The organism is Sphingomonas sp. NY01, assembly GCF_038809135.1.
Classification (GTDB): domain Bacteria; phylum Pseudomonadota; class Alphaproteobacteria; order Sphingomonadales; family Sphingomonadaceae; genus Sphingomonas; species Sphingomonas carotinifaciens.
In genome coordinates this window covers 767,696-788,421 of record NZ_CP101722.1, presented here as the reverse complement: position 1 = coordinate 788,421, position 20,726 = coordinate 767,696, and the positions used below count along the sequence as shown (strand labels likewise).

General features: G+C 67.2%; 18 protein-coding genes. 9 read left to right on the top strand and 9 right to left on the bottom strand.

Annotated elements, in window-relative coordinates:
* Positions 1 to 5: 5 nt before the first annotated feature.
* On the bottom strand, positions 6 to 3,179 hold the full coding sequence (locus NPJ82_RS03855) for a YdbH domain-containing protein (protein ID WP_342658407.1): 3,174 nt from the start codon (positions 3,177 to 3,179) through the stop codon (positions 6 to 8).
* Positions 3,180 to 3,306: 127 nt separating this feature from the next.
* Between NPJ82_RS03855 and radC the strand changes: the two genes are divergently transcribed.
* On the top strand, positions 3,307 to 3,942 hold the full coding sequence (radC, locus tag NPJ82_RS03850; protein WP_342658406.1) for a DNA repair protein RadC: 636 nt from the start codon (positions 3,307 to 3,309) through the stop codon (positions 3,940 to 3,942).
* 43 nt (positions 3,943 to 3,985) lie between these two features.
* On the opposite strand, the gene NPJ82_RS03845 is transcribed toward radC, so the two are convergent.
* The gene (locus NPJ82_RS03845) at positions 3,986 to 4,423 is read right to left on the bottom strand and encodes an EF-hand domain-containing protein (protein ID WP_342658405.1); all 438 of its coding nucleotides are present in this window, start codon (positions 4,421 to 4,423) and stop codon (positions 3,986 to 3,988) included.
* A 214-nt stretch (positions 4,424 to 4,637) separates the two neighbouring features.
* Here NPJ82_RS03845 and purB point away from each other — a divergent pair, with 214 nt between their 5' ends.
* The gene (purB, locus tag NPJ82_RS03840) at positions 4,638 to 5,948 is read left to right on the top strand and encodes an adenylosuccinate lyase (RefSeq protein ID WP_342658404.1); all 1,311 of its coding nucleotides are present in this window, start codon (positions 4,638 to 4,640) and stop codon (positions 5,946 to 5,948) included.
* A gap of 1,032 nt (positions 5,949 to 6,980) precedes the next feature.
* Here purB and dnaJ read toward each other — a convergent pair.
* Positions 6,981 to 8,105: a molecular chaperone DnaJ gene (gene dnaJ, locus NPJ82_RS03835; protein ID WP_112382096.1), complete on the bottom strand. Its 1,125-nt coding sequence runs from the start codon at positions 8,103 to 8,105 to the stop codon at positions 6,981 to 6,983.
* A gap of 69 nt (positions 8,106 to 8,174) precedes the next feature.
* A complete protein-coding gene (dnaK, locus tag NPJ82_RS03830; protein ID WP_342658403.1) occupies positions 8,175 to 10,076 on the bottom strand; it encodes a molecular chaperone DnaK in 1,902 nt (633 codons plus the stop codon).
* A 170-nt stretch (positions 10,077 to 10,246) separates the two neighbouring features.
* Here dnaK and NPJ82_RS03825 point away from each other — a divergent pair, with 170 nt between their 5' ends.
* From NPJ82_RS03825 to NPJ82_RS03815, 3 genes are all read left to right on the top strand, one after another.
* Complete coding sequence (locus NPJ82_RS03825) at positions 10,247 to 10,690, top strand: copper chaperone PCu(A)C (protein WP_342658402.1); 444 nt, start codon at positions 10,247 to 10,249, stop codon at positions 10,688 to 10,690.
* A 104-nt stretch (positions 10,691 to 10,794) separates the two neighbouring features.
* Positions 10,795 to 11,871, top strand: a complete 1,077-nt coding sequence (locus tag NPJ82_RS03820; RefSeq protein ID WP_342658401.1) for a flagellin — start codon at positions 10,795 to 10,797, stop codon at positions 11,869 to 11,871.
* Positions 11,872 to 11,911: 40 nt separating this feature from the next.
* Positions 11,912 to 12,376, top strand: a complete 465-nt coding sequence (locus tag NPJ82_RS03815; protein WP_149682138.1) for a vgr related protein — start codon at positions 11,912 to 11,914, stop codon at positions 12,374 to 12,376.
* A gap of 3 nt (positions 12,377 to 12,379) precedes the next feature.
* Here the strand turns inward: NPJ82_RS03815 and NPJ82_RS03810 are convergent, their stop codons facing one another.
* The 3 genes from NPJ82_RS03810 to hrcA all read right to left on the bottom strand — a co-directional run bounded on the left by NPJ82_RS03810 (position 12,380) and on the right by hrcA (position 15,296).
* Positions 12,380 to 13,603, bottom strand: coding sequence for a threonine synthase (locus NPJ82_RS03810; RefSeq protein WP_342658400.1), 1,224 nt, complete (start codon positions 13,601 to 13,603; stop codon positions 12,380 to 12,382).
* Between the two features lie 76 nt (positions 13,604 to 13,679).
* Positions 13,680 to 14,228: a nucleotide exchange factor GrpE gene (gene grpE / locus NPJ82_RS03805; protein ID WP_112382281.1), complete on the bottom strand. Its 549-nt coding sequence runs from the start codon at positions 14,226 to 14,228 to the stop codon at positions 13,680 to 13,682.
* Positions 14,229 to 14,255: 27 nt separating this feature from the next.
* Positions 14,256 to 15,296, bottom strand: coding sequence for a heat-inducible transcriptional repressor HrcA (gene hrcA / locus NPJ82_RS03800; protein ID WP_149682140.1), 1,041 nt, complete (start codon positions 15,294 to 15,296; stop codon positions 14,256 to 14,258).
* Positions 15,297 to 15,371: 75 nt separating this feature from the next.
* Between hrcA and rph the strand changes: the two genes are divergently transcribed.
* Entirely contained in the window at positions 15,372 to 16,088 is a 717-nt protein-coding gene (rph, locus tag NPJ82_RS03795) for a ribonuclease PH (RefSeq protein WP_267347375.1), read from the top strand.
* Complete coding sequence (gene rdgB, locus NPJ82_RS03790; RefSeq protein WP_342658399.1) at positions 16,085 to 16,711, top strand: RdgB/HAM1 family non-canonical purine NTP pyrophosphatase; 627 nt, start codon at positions 16,085 to 16,087, stop codon at positions 16,709 to 16,711. The genes rph and rdgB overlap by 4 nt, the downstream gene beginning before the upstream one ends.
* Positions 16,712 to 16,892: 181 nt before the next feature.
* Here rdgB and NPJ82_RS03785 read toward each other — a convergent pair whose 3' ends face one another.
* Entirely contained in the window at positions 16,893 to 17,474 is a 582-nt protein-coding gene (locus tag NPJ82_RS03785) for a CAP domain-containing protein (protein WP_342658398.1), read from the bottom strand.
* Between NPJ82_RS03785 and hemW the strand changes: the two genes are divergently transcribed.
* Positions 17,473 to 18,621 (top strand): radical SAM family heme chaperone HemW, encoded by a 1,149-nt coding sequence (hemW, locus tag NPJ82_RS03780; RefSeq protein ID WP_342658397.1) that lies wholly within the window; start codon positions 17,473 to 17,475, stop codon positions 18,619 to 18,621. The genes NPJ82_RS03785 and hemW overlap by 2 nt on opposite strands.
* A 1-nt stretch (position 18,622) precedes the next feature.
* Here the strand turns inward: hemW and NPJ82_RS03775 are convergent, their stop codons facing one another.
* Positions 18,623 to 19,798 carry a penicillin-binding protein activator gene (locus NPJ82_RS03775; protein ID WP_342658396.1) on the bottom strand — a complete coding sequence of 392 codons (1,176 nt, stop codon included), beginning with the start codon at positions 19,796 to 19,798 and terminating at the stop codon, positions 18,623 to 18,625.
* A gap of 37 nt (positions 19,799 to 19,835) precedes the next feature.
* On the opposite strand from NPJ82_RS03775, the gene rsmI reads away from it, so the two are divergent.
* Entirely contained in the window at positions 19,836 to 20,696 is an 861-nt protein-coding gene (rsmI, locus tag NPJ82_RS03770; protein WP_342658395.1) for a 16S rRNA (cytidine(1402)-2'-O)-methyltransferase, read from the top strand.
* Positions 20,697 to 20,726: the final 30 nt, after the last annotated feature.

Here is a 20,726-nt window from a genome sequence, read left to right as displayed (position 1 = left end):
CATCGTCAATCCCGTCTCGTTTTTGGCACGGTTCCGCTTGCCGGCGGCTGAATGACCCCGCCCGTCGGGGCGGTGCCGGCGGGCGGCGCCGCGCGCTTGTTCTGTTCCTCGATCAGGCTCTGGAGGTTGCGCTGCACCAGTCGCTTGGGGTCCCAGAAGGACTGGGCGGAATCGAGCAGCCCGCGAAACGGCGCCTTGATCCGGATGTTGAACACGAAGGGCAGGCGCTGGAGCCGCCGGATCAGGAAGTTCGACTTGGCGCCCTTGCCCTGGCTCACGCCGGTAAAGCGCACATCGGTCACCATCTCGCCGGCCAGCGGCCCGTTCATCGTCACCCCCAGCGTGCGATAGCGCAGCGAGCGCAGCGCACCGAACGCCAGATTGCCCCACAATCCCAGGTCCTTCTGGCTGAGATCGCCGACATAGGCGAGGGTGCCGCCGCCTTCGCGTACCATCAGCGATCCCTGCTCGATCCGTCCGCCCCTGTCATCGAACACCATCGGCAACTCGCCATCGAACACGCCGGTCGCATTCAAATTCTCGAAGTCGAATTGTTGCAGGAACTGGTCGGCCGCCGCGCCGCGCACATGAAAGGTCATCCGCCGCTCGGCCGGCTGCGAAAAGTCGAGCAGCGTCGGGTCCAGCGTCAGCGATCCGCCGGCAAAGGGCCATGCGCCGCCCTCCACCTTCACTCGCGTATCGCGCAGCGTCCGGTAACGGATCACGCCATCGGTCACCGCGATACCGGGGTTGATCGACTTGATCGTGGCCACCTGATCCGGTGCGCTTTCCAGCGCCAGCAGGTCGGTGAAGCGGATCGTCCCGTTGATCCCCTTCACCGGTCCGAACGCCGCGGCCAGGTCGGTGCCGTCGGTGGCGAACGTTCCCGTCGAGGTGACGCCGTCCGCGCCCCACGCGATATGCCCGTCGCCGCGAACCGTGCCCCGCACATCGGCGATCACACCATAGGTCAGCATGGTGAGCAGCGTGGGCTGGAAGGTCTCGGTAAAGGTCAATCCGGGCACGCGCAGGTCCGCCGCACCCGTCCCGCTCGACAATTGGTGATCGATGGTGACATCGGCGACCTTCACCGTCTGCGACGGCTCGTACAGCGTTCCTGTGGCATGAACCCTGCCGTTCACCAGCGACAGCGTCACGTCGCGTGCCGCCATGCGCTGGAAGCGCGCCGTCTCGGCCGCATCATCCACGTCCAGCACCCCGTTCAGGGTCAGCGCGCCGCCCGCCAGCCGCCATGTCCCGCGCGCACCGTTCAGCAGCAGCGGCACATTGGCGATCTGCCCGCCGGCGCCGGCAAAGAAACCGCTCACCGCTCCGCCCTCGATCCGGCCCTCCAGCCGCCCGATATTCAACCGGGTCACCCGCTCCGCGCTGCCCAGTCGCGCCGCGACATCGCTCAGCACGAAGCCGCGGTCGGACAGGCGCAGCGTCGCATCCTGCGCCGCCAGCGTCACCGGCGTGCCGCCCAGCCGCCCGGCCAGCCGCGCCGTCGCCACCCGCGCGCCGCCGCTCACCCGGGTGCCATCGACCCGCACCACCGCCCCGTCCACCGGACACAGCCTGAGCGCCACGCCCGACAGCACCAGCCCCGACACCGCCACCCGTTCCGCCGCCACCGGCGCGCAACCGGGGTTGACGATCAATCGCCGCCGCCCGTCCCAGCGCGCCTCCACCGGCACCACCAGTCGCTCGATCCGCCCGTCGCCCAGCGGCCCCGACAGGGTCGCGCGCGTCTCGATCCGGGTCGCACCGTCCAGCGCCGCCGAAAAGCGCATCCGGTCCAGTGCCAGCATCGCGCCGCCCGCCCGGTACGGGGCCAGTGTGGCGGTGCCGCGCACCGGTGCGCCGACGCGCGCCTGGGCCAGCGTCGCCGTCACCTGCGGCATCCCGCCGCCTGCCATCGCCAGCCGCGTGTCGATGCGCGCACCGTCCGCACGCCAGTGCAGCCCGCTCCCGCCCGCCAATGCCACGCGCGCCCCGCTCCGCGACGCCAGCGTCAGCCGCGCCACCTCGACCGCCGTCTGCTCCCCCCCTCGCGCCTGCACGTCCGCCTCCACGGCGAACCCCGCCCCCGCCGCCCGCACCGCCCGCGCCAACGCCGACGCCAGCGGCGCCACCGGCGTCCCCTGCCCGCCCGACACCATGCCCGCCACGTCCGCCATCACCCGCGGCGCCACCACGCCCCCACCCAGCCGCACCCGCCCCTCGAACCGCGGCACATCCCCCACGCCATACCGACCGGAAACCGATAGCGCCCGTGCCGTGCCCTGCTCCGCTGTCACGCGTTCGGCGGCCAGATCGACTTGGCCGGATGTTTTGGCGACACTCCCGGCAAAGCTGATCGTGCCGCGCATCGCAGCCGCGCGTGCAAGGGGATGGCGGAAGGCATCCGTCATCAACCGCGCCTGCCCCTGCCAGCGATCCATCGCCGCGCCAAGATTGACCGACACGTCCGCCGCCACCCGCTTCCAGCGCGCATCACCGCACCGCGCATCACCGACACGGAAGACGCCGGAAATGGCGGGCTTGGCGTCGACGATGCGCAGACGCAGCGGCGTTGCAACTTGCGAAAACGTGCAGGAGCCGAATTGCAGGCTGGGCGCGATGGCGGCAATCCGCCCCGCAAAGCCGTCGTTCAGCTGTCCGCGACCGCGCACCGCGATGCCAACCGGTCCTGCCGGCGTTTCCAATCGGATACGGCCATCCTGCACGTCGACGAACAGGTCCGGCAAGGAAAACGGCTTGCCCGATGGCGGCGGCATCAGGCGGTCCAGGCTGCCCAAGGAAACCCGCCCGTCCTTCAGCCTCCCCCTGATCCTCACCCGCCCCGCCAGAACACCCACCACCTCTGGTCCTGAGAGTGTGATCCGCGTCTGGGTTTCAAGCCAATCCGCCACCAGATCGGGGTTTCGCGGATCACCGAAGACGACATTGGCCAGCCGCTGCCCGCCAAACCCCAACGCCTCGACATCATAGCGTGCCCGTACGCCCCGGCGAGCCAGTTCGCGATCGAGTATTCTGGTCGCCAGCGGCATGCGAAACAACCACAGGCCGACCATTCCCGCCACGAGTAGGACAGCCAGTCCCAGGATCAGCCGATATCGCTTCTGCATGCGGCGGGGAGGCGGCGGCGTCTGATCCTCCTCGCTCGCCCCGCTCACGCCTACCCTTCCCTTGCCAATCGTTTTTGCTCTCTACCTTGGGGGGTGGTGGGGTGGCAATTGGGTTGGGGCGGGGATAGTCTGATGGGATGGAGGGGGAGGCGATCATGCGGGGCATCGGGCACGGTTGCGGCAACGGTTGCTGGGAGGGGCCGGGCTGCTGGATCACGAGCTGATTGAATATCTGCTCGCCACCGCCATTCCTCGCCGCGATACCAAGCCCTTAGCCAAGAATCTGCTGCGCGAGTTCGGAGGCATCGGCGGCGTGCTGACCGCCGATGCGGACGCCTTGTTGAAGCAGGACGGAATGGGCGAAACCGCGGTCGCCGCGCTGAAGATCGCTCAGGCCTGCGCGTTGCGACTGGTGCAGACTCACACCGAATCGCGACCGATCTTGTCCAACTGGCAGGCGCTTCTCGACTATCTGCACGCCGACATGGCGCATCACGGCGTGGAGCGATTCCGGGTGCTGCACCTCAACACCAAGAACATGCTGATCCGCGACGAGGTGATGAGCAAGGGGTCGATCGACCAGGCCGCGGTCCATATCCGCGAGGTCATCCGCCGCGCGATCGACCTGAACTCCAGCGCGCTGATCCTGGTTCACAACCATCCGAGCGGCGATCCTTCGCCCAGCAGCGCCGATATCGAAGTGACGCGCAATATCGCGGAAGCCGGACGCAGGCTGGGCATCGCGGTGCACGACCACCTGATCATCGGGGCACGCGGGCATGTCAGCCTGCGCTCGCAGGGCTTGATATGAAAAGGGCCGCCGCCCCGTGACAAGGGGGCGGCGGCCCGGTCGATCAGCCCTGACCGGCGGTGAGGAAGCCCGTCACCTCGGACTTGCTGAGCGACTTGCTCTTGTCGGTGTCCGCCTGAGCGAAGGCAGTGCCCACCCACTTCTTGGTATCCGCCGATTCGGCCTTCGCGGACGGATCGGTCTGCGCCTTCAGGGCGACCATCCATTCGGAGAATTCGGCCTTGCTCAGCGAGCCGTTGCCGTCCTTGTCATAGGTCGCCCACTGGCTGTCCACGACCTGCGCGACCTGGCTGGCGGTCGCCGGCTGCGCCGCGGCTGCTTCGGCAGGAGCGGCCTGTGCCGGATCAGCGCCGGCAGGTGCCGCCGCCGGTGTCGCAGTCTGCGCCGCACCTGGCGAAGTTTGCGCCGGTGCCGTCGTCGTTTGCGCAAGCGCAGGAACAGCAACGGTCATGGCGGTTGCGAGCATAGCGTACTTCAACATCTCGTCTCTCCATTATCATGGTCGGATCGATAAACTGGTAGGATCACGATCGTGATCTTGCGTGAAGCTTGCATCAACCAAGCGTCGATTGTCCATATAGGGGCCGATCCGGTTTATTTGAAGAGGTCGCCCTGCCCTGCTAACGGCTCGGCACACCGTGCTTCCGGAGAGCGGAGCGGGGTGAACCGTGCCGTTCCCGAGACCGAGGTGTTCCATGATTCCGCGCTATTCCCGCCCCCAAATGACTGCGATCTGGGACCCGCAGGCCCGATTCCGCATCTGGTTCGAGATCGAGGCGCACGCCACCGACGCGCTGGCCGCCTTGGGCGTCGTGCCCAAGCAAGCAGCCGAGCGCATCTGGGAAGCCGACAAGGCCGCCGGCAACTTCGACATTGCGCGCATCGATGCGATCGAGGCCGAGACCAAGCATGACGTGATCGCGTTCCTGACCCATGTGTCCGAGCGTACCGGGCCGGAAGCGCGCTTCCTACACCAGGGCATGACCTCGTCCGACGTGCTCGACACCTGCCTGGCGGTGCAGTTGAAGCGTGCCGCCGACATTCTGATTGATGATCTGGACCAGTTGCTCGTCGTGCTGAAGCGTCGCGCCGAGGAGCACAAGCTGACGCCGACGATCGGACGCAGCCACGGCATCCATGCCGAACCCGTCACCTTCGGCCTGAAGCTGGCACAGGCCTATGCCGAGTTCGCACGCAACCGCACCCGCCTGATCGCCGCGCGTGACGATGTCGCGACCTGCGCGATTTCGGGCGCGGTCGGCACCTTCGCCAATATCGACCCTTCGGTCGAGGCGCATGTCGCAGAAAAGCTCGGCCTGTCGGTCGAGCCGGTATCGACGCAGGTGATCCCCCGCGACCGGCACGCGATGTTCTTTGCCACGCTGGGCGTGATCGCCAGTTCGATCGAGCGGCTGGCCACCGAAGTGCGGCATTTGCAGCGCACCGAAGTACTGGAAGCGGAGGAATATTTCTCGCCCGGCCAGAAGGGCTCCTCGGCGATGCCGCACAAGCGCAATCCCGTGCTGACCGAGAACCTGACCGGTCTTGCACGCATGGTGCGCGGCTATGTCACCCCGGCGTTGGAGAATGTCGCGCTGTGGCATGAACGCGACATCAGCCACTCCTCGGTGGAGCGCTATATCGGCCCGGACGCCACGATCACGCTCGATTTCGCACTGGCCCGGCTGACCGGGGTGATCGACAAGCTGGTGGTGTATCCGGCGCGCATGCAGAAGAATCTCGACCGCATGGGCGGGCTGGTCCACTCGCAGCGCGTCCTGCTGGCGCTGACGCAGGCCGGTGTCAGCCGCGAGGATTCCTATCGCTTGGTCCAGCGCAACGCGATGAAAGTGTGGGAATCGGACGGCGCGCTGTCGCTGCTCGACCTGCTGAAGGCGGATAGCGAGGTGACGGCGGCATTGCCCGTGGCGGAGATCGAGGCGAAGTTCGATCTCGATTATCACCTCAAGCATGTCGACACGATCTTTGCGCGCGTTTTCGGCTGAGGAACCTGCGTAAGCGATTGTAAAAGCAGGATGTTCCGAGCTGGCTCGACAGTTGCAATAATTGCAATTAAATTTGCTTAACTTGCAATTGCGGCAATCGCTTCGGCGGTGCAAAAAGACTGTGCCTTTCAGGCATCCTCTCCTAAAAACTTTTCGGCCGCTCTCTGAGCGGCCTTTTTTTTGGTCTGCGTTTCGCGTAGGCATCCGCCATCGCGTCGCCAAACAACGACAAAGACGATTTTCGGGAGAGAATGCCGCCGGAAAAACCGGCACGGTGGCGCGATATACGGGGGTCGAGCAGCGGCGGCTGCTCCCCCCGTTCCAACATCAACATCTCCGGTGCATCGCTGCTGGCAGGGTAGCCGTGCTCACGCGCCGCGACGGTCAGGTGGTCGCACGGAGGACGCAGGGCACCGTGCGCCGCAGGCTCTTCCTGATCACCAACGACGCTTGTCGGCCAGTCAAGAGATGAAAGACGTCGAGCAACAGGCTCTCTCCGCGTCTCCGCGTGAGCGTTCCTCCTTCGCGTCTTCGCGTGAAATTCCTTTTCCGGGACGTAAGCCGTCGGCCCAATCGGTAGAGGCCGTTCAGGGATCTGCCCGCGCCAAGGTGCAAGGAAGGGGATTTCACGCGAAGACGCGAAGATGTTTCGGACATCGGAAAGTCGCGCCCTCATCACTGGTGATGCTGGTCTTCCGATCGATCAGGAGGGAACGGCAATGGCCTGCCCGGGGCCAAATAGCACCTGAGGCGAATCGGCCAGCACCGGGGGGATAGAGGAAAGGCGGCTCCCGGGTGCTCCGCTCAGCTATGTTAGGGAGGTAGCCGAGCGGAGCGACACACCAGATGGGAGAATCGTGTGCCTTGGTCCCGCTGGGGGGCGGGACGCGCCTCTGATGGCGCGTCCACTGGCGCCTGAACAGTGCAAAAATGGAAACTCAGCCATCACGGACGGAAATTATCGGTCATTTCCGGTGGGATGAAGCGGGAAAGCCGACGGAAAAACCGTCAACGATCCCGCTTTCCGTAGCGTCACTCGCCCGCGAACACGTTTTTCAGCTTGGTGAAGAAACCCTGGCTTTCGGGGCATTCTTCACCGGTTTCCGTTTCCCGGAACAATTCCAGCAACTCGCGCTGGCGCGTCGACAGCTTGGTCGGCGTCTCCACCTCGATCTGCACGACCAGATCGCCCTGCCCGCGACCTTGCAGCACGGGCATGCCGGCGCCGCGCTGGCGCAGTTGCTTGCCCGACTGGATGCCCGCCGGAATCTTGATCTCATGCGTGCGGCCATCGAGCCCGGGAATCGACAGCGATCCGCCAAGCGCTGCGGTGGTGAAGCTGATCGGCGCGCGGGCGAACAGCGTCGTCCCCTCACGTTCGAACAGCGCATGCCGCTTGACGTGCAGGAAGATGTAGAGATCCCCCGGCGGTGCGCCCCGCGCCCCGGCCTCGCCTTCGCCCGACAGGCGGATGCGCGTACCCTCGTCCACGCCGGGCGGTACGTTCACCGACAGCGTCTTGGTCTTCTCGATCCGGCCATCGCCGCGACAATCGGCGCAAGGGTCGGCGATGACCTGGCCCGCACCCTGGCAGACCGGGCATGCGCGCTCGACCACGAAGAAGCCCTGCTGTGCCCGTACCTTGCCGTGCCCGTTGCAGTGCTGACAGGTGCGCGCGCTGGTTCCCGGCTTCGCACCGGTGCCGTGGCAGGTGTCACACGCCGCCGACACGTCGACGGTGATCTCCGTATCCTTGCCATGGAACGCCTCTTCCAGGCTGATTTCCATGTCGTAGCGCAGGTCCGCACCGCGCCGCGCGGATTGCCGCCCGCCGCCACGTCCGCCGCCCATGAATTCGCCGAAGACGCTTTCGAAGATGTCGGAGAAGCCGCCGAAATCCTGGGCACCGCCACCACCGCCGCCGCCCTGCTGAAAGGCGGCATGGCCGTACCGGTCATAGGCCGCGCGCTTCTGCGGGTCCTTCAGACAGTCATAGGCTTCGCTGATCGCCTTGAACTTGGCCTCGGAATCCTTGCACCCGGCGTTGCGATCCGGGTGATATTGCATCGCCAGCTTGCGATACCGCGACTTGATCGTCGCGTCGTCCGCAGTCCGCTCGCATTCGAGCAGTTCGTAATAATCGATCGTCGTGCTCATGCTCGTCCCCGCCCCGTGGGCCCCGTCCCCCGGGCGTTCGCGCCGGCGGGACGGGACGGGGTCATGCCCTTAGGCCTTGGTGTCGTCGACTTCCGAGAATTCGGCGTCGACCACGTCGTCCTGCTTGGACGCATCGGCACCGGCGGCGGGCGAAGCGTCGGCCTGCGCCTGCTTCTCGTAGATCGCCTGGCCGAGCTTCATCGCTACCTGGGCCAGGGCCTGGGCCTTTTCGGTCATGCGGTCGGCATCGTCCGATTCGACCGCCGACTTGGTCTCGGCGATCGCCGCCTCGATTTCCGACTTCAGGGCGTCGTCCACCTTGTCGCCATTCTCGGCAAGCTGGCGCTCGGTGGTGTGGATCAGCGATTCGGCGTTGTTCTTCGCCTCCGCTGCCGCACGGCGCTTCTTGTCCTCCTCGGCGAACTGCTCGGCATCGCGCACCATCTGCTCGATGTCGTTGTCCGACAGGCCTCCGCTCGCCTGGATGCGGATCTGCTGCTCCTTGCCGGTGCCCTTGTCCTTGGCGGACACGTTGACGATGCCGTTGGCGTCGATGTCGAAGGTGACCTCGATCTGCGGCACGCCGCGCGGCGCAGGCGGGATGCCGACCAGATCGAACTGGCCCAGCAGCTTGTTGTCCTGCGCCATTTCGCGCTCGCCCTGGAACACGCGGATGGTGACCGCGCCCTGGTTGTCGTCCGCGGTAGAGTAGACCTGGCTCTTCTTGGTCGGGATCGTGGTGTTGCGGTCGATCATCTTGGTCATGATGCCGCCCAGCGTCTCGATACCCAGCGACAGCGGGGTCACGTCGAGCAGCAGCACGTCCTTCACATCGCCCTGCAGCACGCCGGCCTGGATCGCGGCACCCATCGCCACGACCTCGTCCGGGTTCACGCCGGTGTGCGGATCCTTGCCGAAGAAGGTCTTCACCGCCTCGCGGACCTTGGGCATGCGGGTCATGCCGCCGACCAGCACCACTTCGCTGATGTCGTCGGTCTTGACGCCCGCATCGGCCAGCGCCTTCTTCATCGGCTCGATCGTGCGCTTGATCAGGTCGTCGACCAGACGCTCCAGATCGGCGCGCGTGATCGTCTTGACCAGATGCTTCGGCCCGTTCTGATCGGCGGTGATGAACGGCAGGTTGACCTCGGTCGAGGCCGCCGACGACAGCTCGATCTTCGCCTTTTCAGCCGCTTCCTTCAGGCGCTGGAGCGCGAGCTTGTCCTTGGCGAGGTCGATGCCCTCGTCCTTCTTGAAGCCCTCGGCCAGATATTCGACCAGCTTGTTGTCGAAATCCTCGCCGCCCAGGAAGGTGTCGCCATTGGTGGCCTTCACCTCGAACACGCCGTCGCCGATCTCCAGGATCGACACGTCGAAGGTGCCGCCGCCAAGGTCGTAGACCGCGATCGTCTTGCCGTCCTGCTTCTCCAGGCCATAGGCGAGCGCGGCCGCCGTCGGCTCGTTGATGATGCGCAGCACTTCAAGGCCGGCGATCTGGCCGGCGTCCTTGGTCGCCTGGCGCTGTGCGTCGTTGAAATAGGCCGGCACGGTGATCACCGCCTGCGTCACCGTCTCGCCCAGGTAGGATTCGGCGGTTTCCTTCATCTTCTGAAGGGTGAAGGCGCTGATCTGCGACGGGCTGTAATCCTTGCCGCCGGCCGAGACCCACGCGTCGCCATTGGGGCCGCGCGCAATCTTATAGGGCACCAGTTCGGTGTCCTTCTTGGTGATCGGATCGTCGAAGCGGCGGCCGATCAGGCGCTTCACCGCGAAAATGGTGTTGTCGCCGTTCGTCACCGCCTGGCGCTTGGCCGGCTGGCCGACCAGTCGCTCGCCATCCTTGGCGAAGGCGACGATCGACGGCGTCGTGCGCGCGCCTTCCGCATTTTCGATCACCTTGGGCTTGCCGCCTTCCATGACCGAAACGCAGCTGTTCGTGGTGCCCAGATCGATACCGATAACTTTAGCCATGAGTCCTGATAGCCCCTCACACTCTCTAAGAAATGCCCCGGCCGCGCCCCGTTACGGCGGCGCAACCGTTGCGTTGATGGGGCGGATATAGGTGGGCCAATGCTTGCCGCAAGATTGACGGCGTCATAGGGATGTGGACGATTTTCGGAACGGCACGGGAGAGACGGGCGTTGCGCACCGGTTTGGGCATTGTTTGGACGGTGCTGGCGCTCGCCGCGCTGCCCTCCTGCGACACGGCGCGCACCACGGTGGAAGCCGGCGACGCCTGGGCGCGCCTCGGTGCGGTACCGGGCCGACCGGCCGCGGCCTATTTCACCGTGCATGGCGGGCCGGAGGCCAAGACGCTGATCAACGTGACCACCGATGTCGCGATCCGCTCGGAAATGCATGAAAGCATGGCGAACGGCATGCGGCCGATCGCCTCGGTGCCGATCCCGGCGCATACCGACGTGGTGTTCGCGCCGGGTGGGCGGCACGTCATGCTGTTCGACGTCAATCCGGGCGTGAAGCCCGGACGCTACATCACCCTGACGCTGAGCTTCTCCGATGGCCGCCGCATCGTGACGGGTGCCAAGGTGATCGCTGCAGGCGCACCCCGCCCGGCAGATAGCTAATCGCGCGTTAAGCATATCCGGAAAAAGTCCGGATAGGCCGTCGCCGCGGCCCAACCGCATGATCCCCCGTCGGAAATGGGAGTCCGGCGGGAGGATTCGGGGTCATGACGGTCATCAACACCAACGGTGCGGCCCTGCGCGCGCTGGGCGCGTCGCGGCTGGCGGAGACGAGCCTCGACACCGCGATGAACCGGCTGTCGACCGGCAAGCGGATCAATTCGGCCAAGGACGACGCCGCCGGCCTCGCCATCGCGTCGACCATGACCGCACAGATCATGGGCATGCGCCAGGGGATGCGCAATGCGATCGACGGCACCTCGCTGGTCCAGACCGCCGATGGCGCACTGGGCGAGGTGACCAGCATGGCCCAGCGCATCCGCGAGCTGGCGGTGCAGGCGGCGTCGGGTACCTATAGCGACAATGACCGTGCGGCTTTGCAGGTCGAGGTGACAGCGCTCGCCAAGCAGATCGAAACGACGCTGAACAACACGCAATTCAACGGCGTGAAGCTGTTCGATACCGCGCTGTATCACTGGCCTTATGACGAGCCAGAACCGGAGCGTGGCACGAAGATTTCGGTGCAGGCGGGCGCGAACAGCAACGACAGGATCGACATCAAAATCGACAACCTGCCGCTATCTTACCATCGTCGATATAATGGAAGCCAACGGCTTGCGACCCCGGCTACGACATATTCCTCGCAGCAGCATCTCATCACATTCGAAGATTATGACGCCGGCGCAAAGCGTGCCGGGCAAGTGATCACAAAGGAACAGATCGGCACCACCGTTTACCAGCAGCCCGGCGACCAATGGCATGATGAGAATGGTGGCTACTACTATTATACGGGACACGAAGATTTCACCCTCACCGACGAACTGAACGTCACCAACCGCTATCGTTCCGAAAACACGATGAAGCGCATGGACGAGATGCTTTCCAAGGTATCCAGCATGCGCGCCGGCATCGGTGCCACCGCGAACCGGCTGGAATCGGTGGTCAACAACCTGACCACCAACACCACCAACCTGTCCGACGCACGCTCGCGGATTGAGGATGCGGATTTCTCGGTCGAGACGGTGAACCTTGCCCGCGCGCAGATCCTGAAACAGGCCTCCGCCTCGATGCTCGCCCAGGCCAATCAGAGCCAGCAGGACGTGATGAAGCTGCTCGGCAACTAGGGCTTTGCAAGCGCCCGCCGCCGTCCCACCTTTACGGGCGATGCAGCGACGTACCCTGACCCCTGCCGAAACCGCGCTGGCGCGCAGCGTCTTCGGCGACACGATCGACTATGACGCGGTCGGCCTGTCGCCGACCAAATGGGCCTTTTTCCAGCCACGCAATACGGTGATGGCCCCGCGCGGCTGCATCCATTTCCACCCCAAGGGCGGCCTGTGGCGCGAGGATTTCGGCGCCTGCCCGCTGCACGAGCAAGGGCTGTTCATCCACGAGATGGTGCACATCTGGCAGCATCAGCAGGGCATTTGCCTGCCGCTCGCGCGTCATCCTTTCTGCCGGTACGGCTATGCGCTGAAGCCCGGCCAGCCCTTTCGCCGCTACGGGCTGGAACAACAGGCGGAAATCGTGCGTCACGCCTTTCTGCTCGCACACGGGGGCCGGGTGCCCGGCGCCCCCGGCCTTGCGCAATATGAGACGCTGGTCCCCTTCCCTATCGGCCGGCGCTAGCCGTCACAGCGCGTCGAAGTCGATCGGCGCGGTCCGGTCCAGCCAGTTGGGCGCTTCCGGCATCGGGTATTTCAGGCCGGTCGCGCAGTTGAACAGCACGACGCGCTCACCCGCATCCACCTCGCCGGTCGCCAGCGCACCCCGATACGCCGCCAGCGTCGCGCCACCCTCCGGACAGAGCAACAGGCCATCATCGCGTGCGCAGTCCGCCACCGCGCGCAGCGTATCGGCATCGTCCACCGCCAGCGCCTTGCCGCCCGATTCGCGCACCGCGCGCAGGATCAGGAAATCGCCCACCGCGCGCGGCACGCGGATGCCGGCGGCGACGGTATGGGCATTCTCCCAGCGTTCGGCATGCTCGACGCCGTCGTCGAACGCCTTGACGATCGGCGCGCAGCCCGATGCCTGCACCGCGTACATGCGCGGCCGCTCCGGTCCGATCCAGCCGAGCTTTTCCAGCTCGTCGAACGCCTTCCACATGCCGATCAGGCCGGTGCCGCCGCCGGTGGGGTAGAAGATCGCATCGGGCAGCCGCCAGCCGCCCTGTGCGGCCAGTTCCAGCCCCATCGTCTTCTTGCCCTCGATCCGGTACGGCTCCTTCAGCGTCGACAGGTCGAACCACCGCCCCTCCGCCGCGCCCTTCCCCACGATCGCGCCGCAATCGTCGATCAGGCCGTTCACCCGCCACACGCGCGCACCCTGAGCCGCGATCTCCCGCACATTCACCTCGGGGGTGTCTTCGGGGCAGAAGACGATGGTCTCGATCCCGCAGCGGCTGGCATAGGCGGCAAGCGCCGCGCCGGCGTTGCCGTTGGTCGGCATGGCGATGCGGGTGACGCCCAGCTCCTTGGCCATCGCCACCGCCATGACGAGGCCGCGCGCCTTGAAGCTGCCGGTGGGCAGGCGCCCCTCGTCCTTGACCAGCACGTTGGCGCCGCCCGAGCGGGGCACCGGGATCAGCGGCGTCTCGATCTCGCCCAGGCTGACGATGTTTTCGGTACGACGGACAGGCAGCAGTTCGCGCCAGCGCCACAGATCGGTTTCCCGGCCCGACAGCGCATCCTTCGTCAATGCCGCCTGTACCGCATCCAGGTCATAGCGGACGAGCAGCGGGCGCCCGACCCGCGACAGGCCATGAAGCTGGTCCGCCTCGTAGCGCTCGCTGGTCATCGAGCATTCGAGATGGGTAACGAAGGTCGGCCGGTCGGCGCAAAGATTGTCGTTCATGGGCAGGGGTGTAGCGCAAGGATCGCCCTTGCCAACCCTCTCCCCCGCCGAGGGAGAGGGCGCAGCGATGGATCGATCAGTCCGGCTTCTTGGCGACCGCGACCAGTGCCGGGCGGAGCAGGCGATCCTTGATCATATAGCCCGACTGCATTTCCTGCACGATCGTGCCGGGCGCCGCGTCCGAGGGCATTTCCAGCATCGCCTGGTGGCGATTGGGGTCCAGCGTCTCGCCCATCGCGGCGATCTTGGTGATGCCGTGGCGGCCCAGCACGCTGTCCAGCTCGCGGCCCGTCGCCTCCAGCCCCGCGACAAGGCCCTTCATCTTGTCATCCTCGCGCAGGTCGGCGGGGATCGCCTGCAGCGCGCGGCCCAGATTGTCCGCCACCGACAGGATATCGCGGGCGAAATTGGTGGACGCATAGGCGCGTGCGTCCGACACGTCCTTTTCGGCGCGACGGCGGATATTCTGCACCTCGGCGCGGGCATACAGCGTCTGCTGCTGCGCCTCGGCCAGTTGCTCGCGCAAGCTTCCCAGCGCGTCATGCTCCGCCACTTCGGGCGCGGCCTCGGCCGTTTCCTCGCGCAGATCCTGCGTTTCCGGCTGCTTGGTCTCGTTCTCGTTCATCATATTCCCTGTACGCACAAGTCGGGGTCAGCCCATCAGTCGGGCAAGCGTCGCCGCGGTGAAATCCACCATGGGCACGACGCGGGCATAGTTCAACCGCGTGGGGCCGATCACCCCCACCACGCCAACCACCTGCCCGTCCAGCCCGCGAAAGGGTCGCGCGATCACCGAGGATCCGGACAGCGCGAACAGCTTGTTCTCCGCACCGATGAAGATCCGGGTCGAATCGCCCGCCCGCGCCGAATCGAGCAGGCTGGCGATTTCCTGCTTGCCCTCCAGATCGTCGAGCAGATCGCGCACCCGTTCCAGATCGGCGGCGGCGGCGGCATCGATCAGCCGCCCCTGCCCGCGCACGATCAGCACCGGCCGCCGCTCGCCATCCTCGCTCCACACGGCAAGACCGCGTTCGACCAGTTCGCGCGCCGCACCGTCCAGCGCCGCGCGCGTGCCCTTCAGCTCGCGCTCCAGCCGCCCCTGCGCCTCCGCCAGCGTCAGTCCGCCCAGCGTCGCGGTCATGAAATTGCCCGCCTCCACCAGTGCGGAGGAGGTCATGCCGCCCGGCACCTGCAGCACGCGGTTCTCGACCGATCCGTCCTCGCTGACCAGCACCGCCAGCGCCTGTACCGGCGACAGGGGCACGAACCCGATCGAGCGCAGCTTCACCTCGCGCTTGGGCACCATCACCAGCCCCGCGCAGGCCGACAGGCCGGACAGGATCGCGGTGGTCGCCGCCAGCGCCTCCTCGACCGGCCCATGCGTGCCCGCCCGCGCCTCGATCGCGGCGCGTTCCTCCGCACTCGGCTCATGGACGTGCATCATGCCGTCGACGAACAGGCGCAGGCCCTGTTCGGTCGGCATCCGCCCGGCGGAGGTGTGCGGCGCGGCGAGCAGCCCCACCTCCTCCAGTTCCTGCATCACGCCCCGGATGGAGGCCGGCGACAGGTTGATCCCCGACCGGGCGATCGTCTTCGACCCCACCGGCACGCCGCTTTCCAGATAGCTGTCGACCACCACGCGAAAGATGTCGCGGGCGCGCGCACTCAGTTCGATGATCGGCGGGGTGGCCATGGATGTGATCTAGGCTGGCGCACCCCCGAACGGAAGGCTAACCGGGCAACAAACATCCAGAATGAAGGAACGTCCATGCGCCCCTCCGGCCGCACGCCAGACCAGATGCGTCCCATCACCGTCGAGCCCCGTTTCACCCGCCATGCCGAGGGGTCGGTGCTGATCGGGTTCGGCGACACCAAGGTGCTCGTCACCGCCTCGATCGAGGAGCGGGTGCCCCCCTTCCTGCGCGGCAAGGGCGAAGGCTGGGTGACCGCCGAATATGGCATGCTGCCCCGCGCCACCCACACCCGCGGCAGCCGCGAGGCGGCCAAGGGCAAGCAGTCGGGCCGTACGCAGGAGATCCAGCGGCTGATCGGCCGTTCGCTCCGCTCGGTGGTCGACCTGAAGGCGCTGGGCGAGCGGCAGATCGTGCTCGACTGCGACGTGATCCAGGCGGACGGCGGCACGCGCACCGCCTCCATCTCGGGCGCATGGATCGCACTGCGCATGGCGGTCGACACCCTGCTGCGCGACGGCAAGCTGACCAGCGATCCGATCCGGCAGAAGGTAGCCGCGGTGTCGTGCGGCATCCATCAGGGTACGCCCGTCCTCGACCTCGACTATGTCGAGGATTCGGCCGCCGATGCGGACGCCAATTTCGTGCTGCTGGAGAACGGCCATATCGCCGAGGTGCAGGCGACCGCCGAACATGCCACCTATGACGAGGAAGCGCTGCTCCGCCTGCTCCGCCTCGCCCGCATGGGCTGCAACGAGATCTTCGCGGCACAGGCAAAGGCGGTTGCGGCATGAGCGGCGAGGGCCGCGAACCGCAGGCGATCCGCAAGCTCGGCCCCGGCAAGCTGGTGATCGCCAGCCATAACAAGGGCAAGATCGTCGAGATCCGCGAACTGCTGGCGCCCTACGGCGTCGAGCCGGTCTCGGCGGGCGATCTCGACCTGCCGGAGCCGGAAGAGACGGGCACGACCTTTGTCGCCAATGCCGAGCTGAAGGCGCTGGCCGCGGCGGACCTGTCCGGCCTGCCTGCGCTGGCCGACGACAGCGGCCTGTGCGTCGAGGCGCTGGGCGGCGATCCCGGCATCTTTTCGGCGCGCTGGGGCGGTCCGCAAAAGGATTTCGACATGGCGATGCGGCTGGTCGAGGATCGGCTTGGCGAAACCCCGGATGCCCCGCGCGACGCGCATTTCGTCTGCGCGCTGGCGCTGGCCTGGCCGGACGGGCACGTCGAATGGTTCGAGGGGCGGGTCGATGGCACGCTGGTCTGGCCGCCACGCGGCACCCAGGGCCATGGCTATGACCCGATATTCCGGCCCAACGGCTATGACACGACCTTTGCCGAAATGGATTCGGACGCGAAAAGCGGGATCAGCCACCGCGGCGACGCCTTCCGCCAACTGGTGAAGGCGGTGTTCTGATCATGTTTTGAGGGGAGGCGTAAGCACTGCTTGGCCCCCCCTCACCCCGACCCTCTCCCCGGAGGGGAGAGGGAGCAATACGAAAAACCCCTCTCCCTTCCGGGGAGAGGGAGGGGCCCACTGCCACAGGCAGTGGGAGGGTGAGGGGCAGCCCAGCAGTGCAACGCTCCCGGCTCCCCCCTCAATACGCCCGCTCGCCCACCACATTCCCGCTCGGCGCATAGCGGCACACCAGAAAATCATCCTTCGCGTTGCTCGCCATCGCACAGCCCACCTCGCGGCTGTTCCGCCAGACGATCTGCGCATAATGCCCAACATCCTCCCACCGCCCGGTGCGGCTGAAGTTCGGCGTCACGCCGTTCACGAAGTCGCGCTTCTCCGCCACCCAATGCCCGACCATCTCGTCATAGGCATAGGCGCCCCGCGTCCCCGTCCACAAATTCTCGCCTTCGCGGCCCGGTCCCTGCGGCTGGTCGGCATGGCGGAAGCGGCCGGTGCGCGCCATCTCCTCGGCATAGGCGCGCGCGCTTCTCGCCAGCGTGTCGCTCCATGCCAGCGGCGCGATGCCGAGCGCACCGCGCGCCGCATTCTGCCCGTCCAGCATCGCCCGCCGCAACAGCCCCTCGCCACGCGCGACCGGCGCGGTGGAGGGACGCGGCTCGACCACGCGTTCGGGTCCTTGCGCGCAAGACGCGAGCATCAACAGGGCGGCGATCAGCGGGTGGCGTAACGGGATCATCACGGCCATATCGGCGCGCATCATGCCTGCCGCAACGCCCCCCGATCTCGCGCTTTACGTCCATTGGCCCTTCTGCGTCTCCAAATGTCCCTATTGCGACTTCAACAGCCATGTCCGCGAGGCGGTGGATCAGGCGCGCTGGCGCGATGCGCTGCTCGCCGATCTCGCGCATGAGGTGGCGGCGCTGCCGGGCCGGCGGCTGGGTTCGATCTTCTTTGGCGGCGGCACCCCGTCGCTGATGCCGCCGGCCACCGTCGCGGCGATCCTGGACGCCGCCGAGCGCGCCTGGGGCTTTGCGCCGGACATCGAGATCACGCTGGAGGCGAACCCTTCCTCGGTGGAGGCGGCGCGCTTTGCCGATCTGGCCGCCGCCGGGGTCAACCGCGTGTCGCTGGGATTGCAGGCCCTCGACGATGCGGCGCTGCGCTTCCTAGACCGGGCGCACGGCGTGGATGAAGGGTTGCGCGCGCTCGCCACCGCGCAGGCGACCTTCCCGCGTGTCAGCTTCGACCTGATCTATGCCCGCCCGGATCAATCGCTGGCGGCGTGGCAGGCCGAGCTGGCCCGCGCGCTGTCGTTCGGGACCGAACACCTGTCGCTCTACCAGCTCACCATCGAACCCGGCACCCGCTTCGCCACGGAGGCCGCCGCCGGCCGCCTCACCATTCCCGACGGCGATGCCGCCGCCGACCTGTTCGAGGCGACACGCGCCATGACCGCCGCTGCCGGCCTCCCCGCCTATGAAACGTCCAACCACGCCCGCATCGGCGCGGAGAGCCGCCACAACCTCACATACTGGCGCTACGGCGACTATGCCGGCATCGGCCCTGGCGCGCATGGACGGCGCACGGGCCATGCGACCAGCCGCCGTCGCAAGCCGGAGAACTGGCTGTCCGCGGTCGATCGCAACGGGCATGGCATCGAGGTGGAGGATCACCTCGCCCCCGTCACCCGCGCGACCGAGGCGCTGGTGATGGGCCTGCGCCTGCGCGAAGGCGTCGACCTTGCCCGCGTCGAGGCGCTGGCGGACGGCTCAGCGATGATCGACGATGCCGCCGTCCGCCGCTTGTCCGCCCATGGCCTGATCGTCCGGGACGGCCCCCGCCTGATCGTGACGGAGGCCGGTGCGCTGCTGCTCGACGCGATCCTGCGCGACGTCGTGCTGGCCTGACCTACCGCCCGAAGCCGGTCGGCGCGGGCGAGACCGTCACCGTCGTGCCGCCGCGGATCTCCTGCACCTCCAGCGCGCGTTCGGCCACGCCGTCGCGGCCGAAGCGGAACGCCCCGTCGATGCCGGAAAAGCCGTCCTGGTCGCGCAGCCGCGCCTCCGGGAAGGGCGATCCGACCTTCCAGTCACGCGCGATCCGCACCGTCAGCAGCACCGAGTCGTAGCCGAGGCTGGACAGTCGGTACGGCGCCGCGCCGAAGCGGGCGCGGTATTTGGTGGCATATTGGCGGTACAGATTGTTCGACACGCTGGCGAACCACGCACCGTTCAGCGGGGCGCGCGATGCGATCGTGCTTTCCGAATTCCACAATTCGGTGCCGAGCAGGCGGGTGTTCGCACCCGGCCCGCGCTTCACGACCGGCGCCGCCGCGGCCGCCGCGGCACCGCCATCGGCGATCAGCACCGCGTCATAGGGCGCCTTGGCGGTCAGCCGCTGCGCCGCACCGGCAATGCCACCGGCCACGCGACCATAGGGCTGCAACGACACCACCTGCCCGCCGGCACCCTCGACCGCGCGCAGGAAGGCGGTCGATGCGCGTTCCCCGTACAGGCCGTTGGGCACCAAGCCGGCAAAGCTGGTCACGCCGCGCTCCCGGGCAAAGGCGACGACGCGTTCGATCGACTGGCCGGGGGCATAGCCCATCAGATAGGTGCCGTTACCCCCAACACCGGCGTCGTTCGAGAAGCTGACCACCGGCACGCGCGCGGCGCGTGCGACCGGCGCCACCGCGCGCACGTCTTCGGACAGGAGCGGCCCCAGGATCAGTTGCGCACCTTCCGCGATCGCACGCTGTGCCGCCGCCGCGGCGCCAGTGGCGGTGTCGTAGTTGGTGATCCGCACCTTGTCGTTCTGCGTATCGAGCAGCGCCAGCATCGTCGCGTTCGCGATCGAGCGGCCGACACCGGCATTGCTGCCCGACAGCGGCACCAGCAGGGCGACGCGGTTGCGCGCTACGTCGCGCGGGATGCCCGCCTCCACCGTCGGCGCTTCCTGAACCGGCCGGGTCGCCTCGCGCGGTGGCGGCGCCTCCACCGGCCCCCGCGGCACCAGCGTCTGACACGCCCCCAGCAGGCAGGCCGCCGCCAGCGCGATCCACCGCTTCGCCCCCCCGGCCCTCATGGCAAGCTTCGGTTGTATTGGCGCTGCTGCCTCTGCCATGACGTCCCCTGTGACCAACACTACGACCAAACTCGATCCCGGCCTGTATATCGTGGCCACCCCGATCGGCAATCTCGGTGACCTTTCTCCGCGCGCCGCCGATATCCTGGCCGCCGCCGACGTCATCGCGGTGGAGGACAGCCGCGTCACCGCCGGCTTGCTCCGCCATATCGGCGTGAAGCGGCCGATGCAGCCCTATCACGATCACAATGCCGAGCATGTCCGCCCCGCACTGGTGGCGCGCATGGGCGTGGAGGCGGTGGCGCTGGTGTCGGACGCGGGCACGCCGCTGATCTCCGACCCCGGCTACAAGCTGGTCCGCGATGCCCGTGCCGCCGGCCATGCGGTGGTGACGATCCCCGGCCCCTGCGCCGCGATCGCCGCGCTGACCCTGGCGGGCCTGCCCACCGACCGCTTCCTGTTCTGCGGCTTCCTGCCCCCCAAGGAAAAGGCGCGCGCCGACGCCATCGCTGAAATCGCGGGCATCCGGGCGACGCTGGTATTTTACGAGTCCGGGCCGCGGCTGGCAGCGACGTTGGCGGCGCTTGCGGTGGGGCTGGGGGACCGGGGGGCGGCGGTGACGCGCGAGATCACCAAGCGGTTCGAGGAAGCGGTGACGGGCACGCTGTCCACGCTCGCGGCGCGCTATGCGGAGGGCGGTCCGAAGGGCGAGATCGTCGTCGTCGTCGCCCCCCCCGGCGAGGCACCGCCGCCCAGCGCGGAGGATGCCGATACCGCACTGGCCGAGGCGTTGACCCGCCTGCCCGCCTCCAAGGCCGCGGGCGAGGTGGCCAAGCGCTTCGGGCTGGACCGCAAGGCTCTGTATGCCCGCGCGATGGCGATGAAGGCACCCGAATAAGGAACACCCGCCCCCCTCGCCGGTTCGCAT

Bases quoted from the DNA above. Each gene is read 5' to 3' on its own strand.
- NPJ82_RS03845 (WP_342658405.1), bottom strand. From the start codon at position 4,423: ATGTTGAAGTACGCTATGCTCGCAACCGCCATGACCGTTGCTGTTCCT.
- purB (WP_342658404.1), top strand. From the start codon at position 4,638: ATGATTCCGCGCTATTCCCGCCCCCAAATGACTGCGATCTGGGACCCG.
- dnaJ (WP_112382096.1), bottom strand. From the start codon at position 8,105: ATGAGCACGACGATCGATTATTACGAACTGCTCGAATGCGAGCGGACT.
- dnaK (WP_342658403.1), bottom strand. From the start codon at position 10,076: ATGGCTAAAGTTATCGGTATCGATCTGGGCACCACGAACAGCTGCGTT.
- NPJ82_RS03820 (WP_342658401.1), top strand. From the start codon at position 10,795: ATGACGGTCATCAACACCAACGGTGCGGCCCTGCGCGCGCTGGGCGCG.
- NPJ82_RS03815 (WP_149682138.1), top strand. From the start codon at position 11,912: ATGCAGCGACGTACCCTGACCCCTGCCGAAACCGCGCTGGCGCGCAGC.
- NPJ82_RS03810 (WP_342658400.1), bottom strand. From the start codon at position 13,603: ATGAACGACAATCTTTGCGCCGACCGGCCGACCTTCGTTACCCATCTC.
- grpE (WP_112382281.1), bottom strand. From the start codon at position 14,228: ATGAACGAGAACGAGACCAAGCAGCCGGAAACGCAGGATCTGCGCGAG.
- hrcA (WP_149682140.1), bottom strand. From the start codon at position 15,296: ATGGCCACCCCGCCGATCATCGAACTGAGTGCGCGCGCCCGCGACATC.
- rph (WP_267347375.1), top strand. From the start codon at position 15,372: ATGCGCCCCTCCGGCCGCACGCCAGACCAGATGCGTCCCATCACCGTC.
- rdgB (WP_342658399.1), top strand. From the start codon at position 16,085: ATGAGCGGCGAGGGCCGCGAACCGCAGGCGATCCGCAAGCTCGGCCCC.
- hemW (WP_342658397.1), top strand. From the start codon at position 17,473: ATGCCTGCCGCAACGCCCCCCGATCTCGCGCTTTACGTCCATTGGCCC.
- NPJ82_RS03785 (WP_342658398.1), bottom strand. From the start codon at position 17,474: ATGATGCGCGCCGATATGGCCGTGATGATCCCGTTACGCCACCCGCTG.
- NPJ82_RS03775 (WP_342658396.1), bottom strand. From the start codon at position 19,798: ATGAGGGCCGGGGGGGCGAAGCGGTGGATCGCGCTGGCGGCGGCCTGC.
- rsmI (WP_342658395.1), top strand. From the start codon at position 19,836: ATGACGTCCCCTGTGACCAACACTACGACCAAACTCGATCCCGGCCTG.